Source organism: Rhodospirillales bacterium (genome assembly GCA_023898805.1).
Classification (GTDB): domain Bacteria; phylum Pseudomonadota; class Alphaproteobacteria; order Micavibrionales; family UBA1664; genus UBA6145.
This window is the reverse complement of the sequence record CP060260.1, coordinates 144,470-158,083: the sequence shown is the minus strand read 5'-3', so window position 1 is coordinate 158,083 and position 13,614 is coordinate 144,470. Positions and strand designations below refer to the sequence as shown.

14 protein-coding genes are annotated in these 13,614 nt (G+C 60.4%); 12 read left to right on the top strand and 2 right to left on the bottom strand.

Annotated elements, in window-relative coordinates:
• Positions 1–40: 40 nt before the first annotated feature.
• The gene (locus tag H6866_00820) at positions 41–1,291 is read left to right on the top strand and encodes a glycosyltransferase family 4 protein (GenBank protein USO07808.1); all 1,251 of its coding nucleotides are present in this window, start codon (positions 41–43) and stop codon (positions 1,289–1,291) included.
• A gap of 295 nt (positions 1,292–1,586) precedes the next feature.
• On the opposite strand, the gene H6866_00815 is transcribed toward H6866_00820, so the two are convergent.
• Positions 1,587–2,396 carry a transporter substrate-binding domain-containing protein gene (locus tag H6866_00815; protein ID USO07807.1) on the bottom strand — a complete coding sequence of 270 codons (810 nt, stop codon included), beginning with the start codon at positions 2,394–2,396 and terminating at the stop codon, positions 1,587–1,589.
• A 97-nt stretch (positions 2,397–2,493) separates the two neighbouring features.
• Between H6866_00815 and H6866_00810 the strand changes: the two genes are divergently transcribed.
• From H6866_00810 to H6866_00790, 5 genes are all read left to right on the top strand, one after another.
• Positions 2,494–3,180 (top strand): helix-turn-helix domain-containing protein, encoded by a 687-nt coding sequence (locus H6866_00810; protein ID USO08537.1) that lies wholly within the window; start codon positions 2,494–2,496, stop codon positions 3,178–3,180.
• Between the two features lie 46 nt (positions 3,181–3,226).
• Positions 3,227–4,249, top strand: a complete 1,023-nt coding sequence (gene nuoH / locus H6866_00805) for an NADH-quinone oxidoreductase subunit NuoH (protein USO07806.1) — start codon at positions 3,227–3,229, stop codon at positions 4,247–4,249.
• A 106-nt stretch (positions 4,250–4,355) separates the two neighbouring features.
• On the top strand, positions 4,356–5,132 hold the full coding sequence (locus tag H6866_00800; GenBank protein USO07805.1) for a ChaN family lipoprotein: 777 nt from the start codon (positions 4,356–4,358) through the stop codon (positions 5,130–5,132).
• Between the two features lie 54 nt (positions 5,133–5,186).
• On the top strand, positions 5,187–5,675 hold the full coding sequence (nuoI, locus tag H6866_00795) for an NADH-quinone oxidoreductase subunit NuoI (GenBank protein USO07804.1): 489 nt from the start codon (positions 5,187–5,189) through the stop codon (positions 5,673–5,675).
• A gap of 39 nt (positions 5,676–5,714) precedes the next feature.
• Complete coding sequence (locus H6866_00790; protein ID USO07803.1) at positions 5,715–6,266, top strand: hypothetical protein; 552 nt, start codon at positions 5,715–5,717, stop codon at positions 6,264–6,266.
• On the opposite strand, the gene H6866_00785 is transcribed toward H6866_00790, so the two are convergent.
• Positions 6,247–6,828 carry an acyloxyacyl hydrolase gene (locus tag H6866_00785; protein ID USO07802.1) on the bottom strand — a complete coding sequence of 194 codons (582 nt, stop codon included), beginning with the start codon at positions 6,826–6,828 and terminating at the stop codon, positions 6,247–6,249. The two genes, H6866_00790 and H6866_00785, sit on opposite strands and share 20 nt — an antisense overlap.
• Before the next feature lie 126 nt (positions 6,829–6,954).
• On the opposite strand from H6866_00785, the gene H6866_00780 reads away from it, so the two are divergent.
• Genes H6866_00780 through H6866_00755 form a run of 6 tightly spaced genes read left to right on the top strand, consistent with a single transcriptional unit; the run spans position 6,955 to position 13,584 of the window.
• On the top strand, positions 6,955–7,566 hold the full coding sequence (locus tag H6866_00780) for an NADH-quinone oxidoreductase subunit J (protein ID USO07801.1): 612 nt from the start codon (positions 6,955–6,957) through the stop codon (positions 7,564–7,566).
• Positions 7,566–7,874, top strand: a complete 309-nt coding sequence (gene nuoK / locus H6866_00775; GenBank protein ID USO07800.1) for an NADH-quinone oxidoreductase subunit NuoK — start codon at positions 7,566–7,568, stop codon at positions 7,872–7,874. Before H6866_00780 ends, nuoK begins: the two co-directional genes overlap by 1 nt.
• Positions 7,875–7,893: 19 nt before the next feature.
• Entirely contained in the window at positions 7,894–9,834 is a 1,941-nt protein-coding gene (gene nuoL / locus H6866_00770) for an NADH-quinone oxidoreductase subunit L (protein ID USO08536.1), read from the top strand.
• The gene (locus tag H6866_00765; GenBank protein USO07799.1) at positions 9,834–11,393 is read left to right on the top strand and encodes an NADH-quinone oxidoreductase subunit M; all 1,560 of its coding nucleotides are present in this window, start codon (positions 9,834–9,836) and stop codon (positions 11,391–11,393) included. The genes nuoL and H6866_00765 overlap by 1 nt, the downstream gene beginning before the upstream one ends.
• Entirely contained in the window at positions 11,390–12,853 is a 1,464-nt protein-coding gene (gene nuoN / locus H6866_00760) for an NADH-quinone oxidoreductase subunit NuoN (protein USO07798.1), read from the top strand. Before H6866_00765 ends, nuoN begins: the two co-directional genes overlap by 4 nt.
• 50 nt (positions 12,854–12,903) lie before the next feature.
• Positions 12,904–13,584 (top strand): biotin--[acetyl-CoA-carboxylase] ligase, encoded by a 681-nt coding sequence (locus H6866_00755; protein ID USO07797.1) that lies wholly within the window; start codon positions 12,904–12,906, stop codon positions 13,582–13,584.
• The last annotated feature ends 30 nt before the right edge of the window (positions 13,585–13,614 follow it).

Below are 13,614 nucleotides of genomic sequence, written 5' to 3'. Positions count from 1 at the left end.
CCGTCCCGCTGCGGACCCGCATCCTGCTATACTGTGCGGGATGAACATTCTTTACATCGACCATTACGCCGGGTCGCCGGTGCTGGGCATGGAATACCGGCCCTATTATCTGGCGCGGCAATGGGTGCGCATGGGGCACCGGGTGCGGATCGTTTCCGCGTCCTATGCACATACAAGGTTGCGCCAGCCCCGGATGCGCGGGGTGATCGACCGGCAGGGCTATGACGGGATCGAGTACATCTTTTTGCGCACGCCCGCCTATCAGGGCCATGGGTGGCGGCGCGTCCTGAACATTCTGGCGTTCGTGGGCCAGTTATATCTGCGCCTGCGCCACGTGGTGCGCAATTTCCGGCCCGATATCGTCATCGCGTCGTCGGCCTATCCGTTCGACATGGGGCCGGCGCAGTTGATCGCGCGCGCGGCGGGGGCAAGGCTGGTTTACGAGGTCAGCGAGCTGTGGCCGGATTCGCCGATGGAAATATGGGGCATCAAGCCCACGCATCCCTTCATGCGGCTTGTGCGTTGGGGCCAGCGGCGGGCGTGCCGTGCGGCCGATGTTGTGATTTCGCCGCTGCCGGGGGCGGAGGCTTACCTGAAGGATTACGGACTTGCGCCCGGTAAATTCACGGTCATCCCCAACGGCATCGAGCCGGAGGAATGGGAAGATCCGGCGCAGGACGGGCACGGCATAGACGGGCTGGTGCAGGCGGTGATCGACCGGTTCCGCGCGCAGGGGCGAATGATCGTCGGGTATGCGGGCGCGCATGGCGAAACCGGCGCGCTTGAAGTCCTGGTCGAGGCGGCGGCGTTTTTGCGCGACCGCAAGATCGCATTCATCTGTATCGGCGACGGGCCTTACCGCGCGCCGCTTGCGGATTTCGCCGAGGAAACCAATGTCGCCGACGTGTTCGTTTTCGCGGGGCCGCTGCCCAAGCGGCAGGTGCCGCGTTTCCTGCGGCAGATGGACGTTCTGTACATGGGGGCGAGGTCGCTGGCCGTGTATAAATACGGCGTTTCGTTCCACAAGATTTACGATTACATGATGGCGGGCAAACCCATCGTCATGGCGGTGGATACCGGGAACGACATGCTGGCGGATTCCGCGTGCGGTATTTGCGTGCCCACGGGTGACCCCAAAGACGTGGCGTCGGCGCTGGTCAAATTGCTGGAAATGGATCCGCAGGAACGCAACCTGAAAGGGCTGGAGGCGCAGACGCATGTCCTGCTGCACAACGCCTATCCCGTCCTTGCCCGCAATTTCCTTGAAGCGGTTGGGAACGTAGCGATTTAGGGTCAGGACTCATTATTAATGTCATGGATTACGCGCTTTGGCTTCGCGCGCTTGCGGGTGACATGGTTTGGCGCACCCTTGCGGGTGACATGGTTTGGCGCACCCTTGCGGGTGACATGGTTTGGCGCACCCTTGCGGGTGACATGGTTTGGCGCACCCTTGCGGGTGACATGGGAAAAGGGTGTCTGCCGCGTCAAAGGGCCTTGCCGGGGAAACCACCCCGCCTTCGGCTCTTTTCCTTGCATCCATCCCTTTCCCATGTCACGCAATCTCATGAGGTTAATGGCTCCTGACCCTAATCCTGCGGGTTGATACCGTAGTTTTTAAAAATTTCCGCTTCGATGCCGAAGTTCTTGACGTTCTCGATCCCCTGATCGAGCAGGGTTTTCAGGGGCAGACCGTCCGGGCCCTGCAGCACGCTGAACGCGTTGGGAATGTCGGCGACGGGAATATCCGGCTCAACCCGTTGCAGCGCATCCGGATTGGATTTCAAATATGCCGCCATCGTGAAATCGTCGTTGATCAAGGCGTCCGCCTTGCGCGTGACGACATCCATCATCATCTGCGACGGGTCGGCGTTCATGGCCAGTGAAAGCCGCTTTGCCTTCGGGAAGCGCATCCCGATCACCGAGCCGGAAAGGTCGCCATCGACGATAGTAAAACGGATATTGTCCGCGTTCAGTTTGTCCATGCCTTCTTTCAGGCGCGGGTCGCCCTTGCGCATATAAATGCGGAAAGGGAAGCGCGCGATGGGCCGGGTATAGAAAACATACCGCGCCATGGCCGGGACCAGAGGCCCGTCGGCGGAGCAAATCGCGTCGATGGTCCCGGTGCGCAGTTCCTCGACCTGCTGGCCGGGCGGGACCTCGCGCACCCAATCGATTTTAAGCCCCAGCGTCTTTGCGACGGCCTCCATATATTCGTAATTCATTCCGGAGAGAGCCCCTGTGTTCGGATCGACCTGCATCATCGGCGTCCAGACCAGATAGCCGCAGCGTATGGTGCCGGTACGCTGGACGCGCTGATAGGCGCTCTCGGCATTGGCCGGTGTGCAGAAACCCCATAAAACAGGGGCCAGAAGCAGGATCAGGAAAAATCTTTTCATGGGGGCAGTGTTTGCCGGACGGGGCGCTGGCCGCCATAAAAAAGTATAAAATCGTACAAAAATTGAATATAATTCAATTATGAGCCTTAAGCCTGAGATTTTATCCATCCGGCAAATCCGTGCCGCACGTGCCCTTTTGGGCTGGAGCCAGCGCGATCTGGCGCGGACATGCGCTCTTTCGGTGACCGCAATGAACAATATCGACCGCGGGTTGGTGACGCCGCGGGCGGGCACGCTGAAGAAGATCGCGGCGGTGCTGGAGGGCGAGGGCGTCGAATTCACCGAAGGCGAAGGCGTGCGCATGGCCGGGGAGGTTTTGCGCACCGAGGTGTTCGAGGGGCGCGACGCGTTCGAGCGGTATTGCCGTCGTCTGGTTGATACGATGCGGCGCGAGGGAGTGGGCAGCATCAACATACTGGCGGACGAGGGGGTGTTGATCGATTCCGCGCGGCGGCTGCATTACTGGCTGTATGCGACCACGCGCAAATACGGGCTGTTCGAGAAGATCATGGTGCCGGAGGGCACGAAGGATCATTACGGCCCGCCGGAATGTTCGGAATACCGCGCCATTCCCAAGGCGCTGACAAGCGGCGTGCCGATTTCGGTGTTCGGCGACAACGTGGCGTTCGTGTTGTTGAAAAAGGTCATTCTGGTCGAAAGTCCGACGCTGGCCGAAGCCTATCGCAACCAGCTTGCGCAGTTCTGGGCAATGGGCAAGGCGATCAAAGGCGGCAAATGTCTGTTTTATGAGGATGAAAAACGCTTTGGTGCGTTGAAAAGCTGAAAAACCCCCTTAAGCGCGGGCGGGCTTCATGCTAGAAAGTCACGCTATGAGCTTTATGGATTTCTGGGCCGGCTACGGCCAGCCGCTTTTGTTCATCGTGTTGCAGATACTGGCTTTTGTCGTGCCGCTGCTGGTCGGCGTGGCCTATCTGGTCTATGCCGAGCGCAAGGTGATGGGCGCGATGCAGTTACGGCAAGGGCCGATGACGGTCGGGCCGTTCGGCCTTTTGCAGACCTTCGCCGACGCGATCAAGCTGTTTTCCAAGGAGCTGGTGCTGCCGACGCAGGCCAGCAAGGGTGTGTTCCTTTTGGCGCCTTTGCTGACGCTTTCGCTTTCGCTGGTGGCGTGGTCGGTCATTCCGGTTTCTTTCGGTTGGGTGATCGCGGACATCAATGTCGGCGTCCTTTACCTGTTCGCGGTTTCGTCGATGGGGGTTTACGGCGTGCTGATGGCGGGCTGGGCGTCCAATTCCAAATACGCGTTTCTGGGCGGGATGCGTTCCGCCGCGCAGATGGTCAGTTATGAAGTGTCGATGGGTTTGGTCATCGTGTGCGTGCTTTTATGCACGGGGTCCTTGAACCTGACCGACATCGTGATGACGCCGCGTCCGTGGTGGATGAATCTGATGCTGTTCCCGATGTTCGTGGTGTTCGTGGTGTCGATTTTGGCCGAGTGCAACCGCGCGCCGTTCGACCTGCCGGAGGGCGAGTCCGAGCTTTCGGGCGGGTTTCTGGTCGAATATTCCGCCGCCGCCTTCATGCTGTTCTTTCTGGCCGAATACGCCAACATGATTTTAATGTCGGCGATCGCCACCATCCTGTTTCTGGGCGGGTGGCTGCCGCCCTTCGGCATCGCGGCGCTGGGCTTTGTGCCGGGCATCGTGTGGTTCGTGCTCAAGGTCGCGTTCATCCTGTTCATTTACATCTGGGTGCGGGCGACGTTGCCGCGTTACCGCTACGACCAGTTGATGCGTCTTGGGTGGAAGGTGTTCTTGCCGTTCACGCTGGTCTGGGTGCTGGCGATGGCCGGGGCGCTGATCTATATGGATGCCTTGCCGAACGTGCAGTAACTTCTTGCCATAACGGAAAAACCGCTCTTAGATTGTTCAAAAGCTGCGCCGGGCCATCGTGCCGGCGAAAGATTTATAAATTTTTGAACAGGGGTTTTTAAGTTTTATGCCTTCACCGTTTTTCACGGCGTGCAATCCTTTGCCGGCCATCGTCGATGCTGCATGTTCGGTGTCGCTGCATTTTCAGATGGCCGTGCGGCGCAATGTGCAAGGAACGTTGCCGCAAGCGCTCAGGTTCATGCAGGATGTTTTCGAGCGCGCAGGCGGCATCGTGATGGGGGAAACCCATGGTATGTATAGCCACGCTGAATTCATCGAGGCTTTCATTCCACATGCGGCATCGGTGGGCGCGGACAGGCTGTATGTCGAGATGTTTACCCGTGGGCAGCAGCAATATCTCGATCAGTGGCAGGATGGCGGCGATCGGGGCGCGTTGGCCTGGCTTTTGAATCACCTGCCTGCACATTCCGAGCGTATGCGGCTTTATTACCAGCGCATCATGCATGCGGCGCATGAAAATGGGTTGCGCGTCGTGGGGGTGGAGCCTGATAGCAAGCCCGTTTTTTATCCCGGCACCAATCTGTTCATGCGCAATATGATGTGGGAGAACGCGATTCTGGCCGATCAGAATGGTAAGTCTTGCCTACGGCCGTTCATGCTGGTTTGCGGGGCTTTTCATCTTGATCCGTATCGTTGCGCGCACGGGCGCCCCATCCATGACATGCTGAGGATTGCCGGGGTGCGTCTGGGAACGGGGCGCCCCTGTCTGGTGCCGCCGTTGAAGTCGGGGAATGCCGCCTATATGAGCGTGCCTCGCCATCCAGAGCAACCGCCTTTGATGCCGGTTCCTCGATGCGATGCCGGACTTCGTGTCGGAATTTGATTTCCTGTTGGTGCCTGTTGATTTGAGGCTGCAATTCACATAGGTTTTGCACGCATGGCTTTTCTTGATCGCACCGCCCGTTCGTTTTCCCTGTACGAAATCGTGCGCGGGATGGCGTTGACGTTTTCATACATGTTCCGGCAACGGGTGACGCTGAACTATCCGTTTGAAAAGGCCCCCCTTTCCCCCCGGTTTCGCGGCGAGCATGCATTGCGCCGCTATCCCAACGGGGAGGAACGCTGCATCGCGTGCAAGCTGTGCGAGGCGGTGTGCCCGGCGCTGGCCATCACCATCGAGGCCGAACCGCGCGAGGACGGCAGCCGCCGTACCACGCGTTACGACATCGACATGACCAAGTGCATTTATTGCGGGCTGTGTCAGGAAGCCTGCCCGGTCGATGCGATCGTCGAGGGGCCGAATTTCGAATACGCCACCGAAACCCACGAGGAGCTGCTGTATACCAAGGAACGGCTGCTGGCCAATGGCGACCGGTGGGAGGCGCAGATCGCGCGCAATCTGGAGGCGGAAGCGCCGTACCGGTAAAAATTTACATAAGCTTTGAAATCTGATTATAGTCCCTTCATGCATTCAATAAAGTTATCCGGGTATCTGCGCGCGGCGGCGGGCAATCAGGTGGCGAAAGCCCCAAAAGGGGTGGAAATCATTGATCGGGCGCTGTTGGTCGGCGCGCTGCGCGATCCGGCGGATCCTAAGCAACTCGGCCTTAACGATTATACCTATATGGGTGATATCCAGCGGCAATTGCCAGAGGCGGGGGCGGTGCTTTCGCCGGATGCAGAATTGTTGCTGTGCACAGGGCCGCGTCAGGATTTTACCGCAGTTACCGCGCCGGTGGCGCCTTTGGTCGTGTTTTGCAGATTGTGTTTCGATCCTGCCCGCAGACATCGGCGGCGCGTGCTTGATCCGCTTGCGTGCTGGCAAAGCCCGTGCGCGCAAGACCCGGCGGCGTGGCGCGGTGCGCTGGAGCGCAGCGGGGCGCGCTGGGCGTTCAACGTGCACCGCGATGAAATCGAGCTTCCGACAGATTTTCTGGCTGCTGCGCCGTTCGCGTTAAAGGGGCGCTATCGCGCGGGCGAGAACCGCTACGACCTGCTTATCCGCCAGCCGGCTTAAGCGGCTGGGCCGTACGGCCCGAAAAACCGTCGAACGGGATGTGGAAGTTGACGGTCAGGCTGTTCTTGCCGGGGTTTTGTTTTGCGCCTATGCCCGCATTGGACATGTGGCTGAGGGCGATGCCCATGCGGTTGCCGGCCGGGAATTTGATTCCGATTTCAATCTGGTGCCGGAATTCCAGCCCCGTGGGCGGGTTCATATTGCGCCACGAATATTCATAAACACCATCGTCGAAATAGCCCGCCCCGGTCTGGAGCGCCATGTAGACCAGATCGCGGTAAAGGTTGAAATCAGTTTGCAGGCCACCGCCGAACCAGCCCACCGCGCCGGAGATGAATTCGGCCCCGACCCACGGGTAAAACCGCCACAGGACCGGGTGCGCGGCCATATGCCATTCGGCGCGGAATTCTGTCATGCGCTGAAAGTCGTCGGCATCGTCCACATTGTGCAGTCCACCGCCGAAGACGATGCGGTCGCTTGCCGTATTGTCCGCAAACACAGGCGCGGCATGGCAAAAACAGGCAAACAGGGCGAAGAACAGGCAAATATGCAGGCGCGGCATCGGAAGGTACCCTAATCATGGGTTTAGGCCCTTGTCTATCCACGTTTTTTTCGCGGGCGGCGCTTGCATGGGGGCGGCGCACGGGGTAAACAGAAGGCGTCTTTTTCACGGACGCTCTGGGATTCAATGATCGCGGCAATTTCCTTTTATCTGTTCGCCTTTGTGCTGATATTAAGCGCGCTTTTGGTGATTTCCGCCAAAAACCCGGTGCATTCGGTGCTGTTCCTGATACTGGCGTTTTTCAACGCAGCGGGGCTTTTCGTCCTGCTTGGGGCGGAATTCGTGGCCTTTATCCTTGCCATCGTCTATGTCGGCGCGGTCGCAGTGCTGTTTTTGTTCGTGGTCATGATGCTTGATATTTCGTTCGTCGAGCTGCGGCGCGGGGCGATGCAGTATGTGCCTCTCGGCATCGCGATCGGCGCGGTCCTGCTGGGCGAGATGGGGTACATGATGTACGCGTGGGAGGTCACGCCCGCCGCCATCGGCAATATTCAGGCGGCGGTGCCGCACGACGTTTCCAACACCCACGCGCTGGGGCGCATCCTGTATACGCAATATGCGCTGCCGTTCCAGATCGCGGGGCTGGTGCTTTTGGTCGCGATGATCGGGGCGATCGTCCTGACCTTGCGTGTGCGCGGGGGCGTGCGGCGCCAGAAAGTGGCGGATCAGGTTGGCGTGCGGCGTTCCGACGTCGTGGAGTTGCGCAAGGTGCAAAGCGGGCAGGGGGTTAATCTGTGATGGCCATCGGGATCACGCATTATCTGATGCTGGCGGCGATTTTGTTCGTGATCGGCGTGTTCGGCATATTCCTCAACCGTAAGAACGTCATCGTCATTTTGATGTCGATCGAATTGATGCTTCTGGCCGTGAATATCAACTTCGTGGCGTTTTCCGCCTATCTGGGCGATCTGGCCGGGCAGGTGTTCACCATGTTCGTCCTGACCGTCGCGGCGGCCGAGGCCGCCATCGGCCTTGCCATTCTGGTCACGTTCTTCCGCAACAAAGGCTCGATCGCGGTCGAGGACCTTTCAAAACTGAAGGGATAGCGCCGTGGACGATACTTCCATGCTGCTCGACATTGCTCCGGTCTTTCTGCCGCTGATCGGTTTTTTGATCGCGTTCCTGTTCGGCAAGCGCATCGGGGATGGCGGCGCGCAGCTTGTGACCTGCGCCGGGTTGATCGCCGCTGCGGCGATTTCGGTCTGGCTGTTCATCGACGTCGCGATGCTGGGGCATGTGCGCACGCACGAGGTCATGCCATGGATTTCGTCGGGTGACGTCAATGTTTCGTGGGGCGTCCGGCTTGATACATTATCGGTGGTGATGATGTGCGTGGTGACCGTCGTTTCGGCCTGCGTGCATGTCTATTCGGTCGGGTACATGCATCACGATCCGCATCAGGCCCGGTTCATGAGCTATCTGTCGCTGTTTACCTTTGCGATGCTGATGCTGGTTACGGCGGACAATCTGGTCCAGCTGTTCTTCGGCTGGGAGGGTGTGGGTTTGGCGTCCTATCTGCTGATCGGGTTCTGGAACCATAAACATTCCGCCAACGCGGCGGCGATGAAGGCGTTCATCGTCAACCGGGTTGGCGACCTTGGCCTTGCGCTGGGTATTTTCGCGTCCCTTGTGCTGTTCGGGTCGTTGCAATACGACGCGATTTTCGTGCAGGTGCCGGCGATGAAGGGCGTGACGCTGCACTTTTTGGGCATGGATGTATCGGCGCTGACGCTGATCGGATTGCTTTTGTTCGTCGGGGCGTGCGGGAAATCGGCGCAACTGGGTCTGCATACATGGCTGCCGGACGCGATGGAGGGGCCGACCCCCGTTTCCGCCCTGATCCACGCCGCGACCATGGTGACGGCGGGGGTGTTCCTGATCTGCCGGATGAGCCCGATATTCGCCTATGCGCCGGAGGCGTCGATGGTCGTGACCTATGTCGGGGCCGCGACCGCGATCGTGGCCGCGACCATCGGCATGACGCAATTCGACATTAAGCGCGTCATCGCCTATTCGACGATGAGCCAGCTTGGATACATGTTCTTCGCCGCAGGCGTCGGCGCCTATGGCGCGGCGATGTTCCACCTGATGACGCACGCCTTCTTCAAGGCGCTGTTGTTCCTGGGTGCCGGGTCGGTGATCCATGCCATGTCGGACGAACAGGACATGCGCCGGATGGGCGGTATCTGGCGGCTTATTCCGGTGACTTACATCCTGATGTGGGTCGGGTCGCTGGCGTTGGCCGGGATTCCGTTCTTCGCTGGGTATTACTCCAAGGACATGATTCTGGAATCCGACTTCGCGGTGCATACGCGCGCGGGTTTGTTTGCCTTTGAAATGGGTGTGGCGGCGGCGTTTTTGACCGCGTTCTATTCATGGCGGTTGTTGCTGATGACATTCCACGGCGCGCCGCGCGCCGATCATGACACGATGCACCATGTGCACGAATCGCCGCGGATCATGCTGATCCCGCTATACGTGCTGGGCTTCGGCGCGGTGTTCGCGGGGGCGATCTTTTTCCCGCTGTTCGTGGGCGAATATCACGTCAATTTCTGGGGTGCATCGATTTTGACGCGCGGGGAAGACGTGCTTGAGGCGGCGCATCACGTGCCGCACTGGGTGCCGTTGCTGCCGCTTGTGCTGGCCGTGTCGGGTATCGGGCTTGGGTATCTGTGCTATTTGTGGAAGACGGATCTGCCGGGCGTGTTCGTGCGCATGTTCCGCCCGGTCTACAAGCTGTTTTACAACAAATGGTATTTCGACGAGCTGTATGACGCCTTGTTCGTGCGTCCGGCATGGGCGCTGGGGCGCGGCTTCTTCAAGGGCGGCGACCAGGCGGTGATCAACGGGCTTGGGCCGGACGGGCTGGCGGCGCTTTCGCGGCGCGGCGCGGGCGCTCTTTCGGCGCTGCAAAGCGGGTATGTCTATCAATACGCCTTCGTCATGATCGTCGCGGTCGTGGCGTTGATGGCGTGGCTGCTTTTGAAAATCATGGGGACGATGTAATGGCACCGAGCGGTTTGCCCCTGTTGTCGTTGATGACGTTCCTGCCGTTGGCGGGGGCGGTGGCCGCGCTGCTTGTACGCGGGGAAAATGCCGGGCGCGGCGCGCGGGCCATCGGGCTTGCGGTGTCGTTGGCGGTTTTGGCGCTGGCCTGCGTGATGATGGCGGGGTTCGACCCGGCGCGTGGCGGGTTTCAGTTCGTCGAAAAGGTCATGTGGCTGCCCGCTTTGGGGTTGACCTATCACGTCGGGGTGGACGGGATTTCGGTGTTCTTCGTGCTGCTTTCGGCGTTGTTGACGCCGGTGTGCCTGCTTGCCTCGGCGCAGTCGGTCGGAAGCCGGGTGCGGGAATACGTGGCGGCATTTCTGGTCCTTGAAACATTCATGATCGGCACGTTCGCGGCGCTGGATACGATTTTGTTTTATGTGTTCTTCGAAGGCGTCCTGATCCCGATGTTCCTGATCATCGGGGTGTGGGGCGGGCCGCGCCGGATCTATGCGGCGTTCAAGTTCTTTTTGTTCACGCTTTTCGGTTCGGTCCTGATGCTGGTGGCGCTTTTGGTGCTGTATGCGAAGGTGGGAACCACGGACATTCCGTTGCTGATGGCCAATCCGGTGGGCGACCTTGCGTTGCAGAAATGGCTGTGGCTGGCGATGTTCGCGTCGTTCGCGGTCAAGATGCCGATGTGGCCGGTGCATACATGGCTGCCCGATGCGCACGTCGAGGCGCCGACGGGCGGTTCGGTCATTCTGGCGGGCGTGCTTTTGAAAATGGGCGGGTACGGGTTCCTGCGTTTTTCCCTGCCGATGTTCCCGGAGGCGTCGCAATATTTCGCGCCGATGATGTGGGCGCTGTCGATCATCGCGATCATCTATACCTCGCTGGTCGCGTTGGTGCAGACCGACATGAAAAAGATGATCGCGTATTCCTCGGTCGCGCATATGGGTTTCGTGACTTTGGGGATTTTCACCTTCACGCGGCAGGGCATGGACGGGGCGATCTTCCAGATGATTTCGCACGGCATCGTGTCGGGGGCGTTGTTCCTGATCGTGGGTGTCGTTTATGACCGGCTGCACAGCCGCGACATCAACCGTTACGGCGGCATCGTCAAGAACATGCCGGTTTACGCAACGCTGTTCATGGTGTTCACGCTGGGTTCGGTCGGTCTGCCCGGTACGTCGGGTTTCGTGGGTGAATTCCTGAGTCTGGCGGGAGCGTATCAGGCGTCGAGCTGGGTCGCGCTATTGGCCGGGACCGGGGTCGTGCTTGGCGCGACCTATATGCTGTGGCTGTACCGCAAGGTGGTGTTCGGTCCGGCGGACAACGCCGACGCCGCGTCGATGAGCGATGTCAGCGCGATCGAGAAAATCAACCTGATACCGCTGGCGATCATGGTCATCGCGTTGGGCGTCATGCCGCGTCTGGTGCTGGAGCCGATCGGTGCGTCGGTCGAGGCTTTGATGGACCATGCCGGGGTGCATATGCCGATGCCAGGCGCGGATCCGTTCGCGGCTTCCGGTACCGATGCCGGCGGCACGGGTAGCGAGGGGGTACAGCCATGAACAGTTTTATGACCGATCTCTCCGTTCTTGCGCCAGAGCTTGCCCTGGCCGCCGGCACCATGTTCCTGATGATCGTGGGTGCGTTCGGGCGCGGCGGGGCGTTTAGGTCCGTCAGCGTCCTTAGCGTCCTGTTGTGGTTTGGCGTGCTGGCCGCGCTGTGGGCCGCCGGGGGCGAGGAAACGCGCCTGTTCAACGACACGCTGATTCAGGACAATTTCGCGCGCATGGTCAAAAGCCTGACCGTTCTGGGCGGAATTGCGGTGCTGTTTTCGGCCTATGCCGACCTGAAGGGAACGGCCATGGCGCGGTTCGAGTTTCCGGTGCTGATGGGTTTTTCGCTGCTTGGCCTGTTTTTGATGGCGTCGGCCAACGACCTGCTGATCATGTATATGGGGCTGGAGCTTTCGTCGCTGTCCTTGTACGTGCTGGCGGCGTTCAACCGCAACGACGCGGCATCGTCGGAGGCGGGGCTGAAATATTTCGTGCTGGGGGCCATATCTTCGGGGTTGCTGCTGTTCGGCGCGTCGCTTTTGTACGGGTATACGGGCGCGACGCAGTTCGACGTGATCGGGGCAACGCTGGGCGCTTCCGCCGTGCCGGGGCCGACGCCGGTGATCGTGGTGTTCGGCATGGTGCTGGTGCTGGCGGCCTTGACCTTCAAGATCGCGGCGGCGCCGTTTCACATGTGGACGCCCGACGTGTACGAAGGCGCGCCGACATCGGTAACCGCGTTTTTCGCGGTGGTGCCCAAGCTGGGCGCGTTGGCGCTGGTTATCCGCTTCCTTTCCGGTCCGTTCGAGCAATTGACCGGCGACTGGCAGCCGGTGATTTCTTTCATCGCCATCCTTTCGATGCTGGTGGGCGCGTTCGCCGCGCTGGTGCAACGGAACATCAAGCGCCTGCTGGCCTATTCCTCGATCGGGAATATCGGTTACGCGTTGGTGGGCGTGGCGGTGGCGACGCATTTCGGCCTTGCCTCAAGCCTGACCTATATGGCGATCTACATGGTAACCAGCGCCGGGATGTTCGGCCTGATCCTGCTGTTACGGCGGCGGGGCGTTGCGGTTACCGAGATTTCGGACCTTGCCGGGCTTTCGCGCACGCATCCGGTCATTGCCTATGGCATCGCGGCGATGATGTTTTCGATGGCAGGCATTCCGCCGCTGGCGGGTTTCCTTGGCAAGCTGGTGGTGTTCCAGGCGGCGGTGGCGGCGCAGGCCTATACGCTGGCCGTAATCGGGGTTCTGAGTTCCGTCGTCGCCGCGTGGTATTACATCAACATCATCCGGGTCATGTTCTTCGAGGCCCCGCAGGATGGCGCGCAGGAAATTGAAATCGGGCTTAGCTTGCCCGGCATGGTGGTGGTGGCGTTGAGCCTGATCTTCCTTGTCGGGTTCATCGTCATGCCGGGGCCGCTTAACGTCTGGGCGGCGGTGGCAAGCGCCCATCTGTTGCCCTGAACCGCGTTTTGATCCCGCATCTGCATTTTTTTGAAAGTCTGCCAAGCACCATGGATACGGTGCGCGCCCTTGCCGAGGCGGGTGCGCCCGAGGGCACGATGGTGCAGGCGGGCATCCAGACGGCCGGGCGCGGGCGGATGGGCAATACATGGACATCCCCGCCCGGCAATCTGTACCTGACGACCCTGTTGCGGCCGCAGGCGCCGTTGCGCGCGGTGGCCCAGCTGTCGTTCGTTGCGGCGCTGGCGCTGGCCGATGCCATCGACGGGTGCGGCGCGGCGCATCTGACGCTGAAATGGCCGAACGACGTGTTGGTAGGCGGACGCAAGATCGCCGGCATATTGCTGGAGGTGCAAGGCGGACGCGGCGAGCTGCCGCCTGATTTCCTGTTGATCGGTACCGGGGTGAATATCGATGTCGCGCCGCCCGAAGGCGCGCAGGTCAATGACGGAAACACGATGCGGCGGGACGCGGCCTTTGTCCGCGATTCCTATTTCGAGCGGCTTTCACACTGGTATGCGGCGTGGCAAGAACAGGGCTTCGCGCCGGTGCGCGCGGCGTGGATGGCGCGGGCGCACGGACTGGGCGGGCCGATCACCGCCCGGCTGGGCGAAGGTTCGGTGCAAGGGGTGTTCGATGGAATCGACGGGCAAGGCGGCCTGATCCTGCGCCGGGGGGACGGGGTCGCGCAAATCGTCAGCGGCGGGGCGGTCCATTTCGGCAATGCTTGAAAATCCGCCGCGTCTGGGGTAGTGACATCA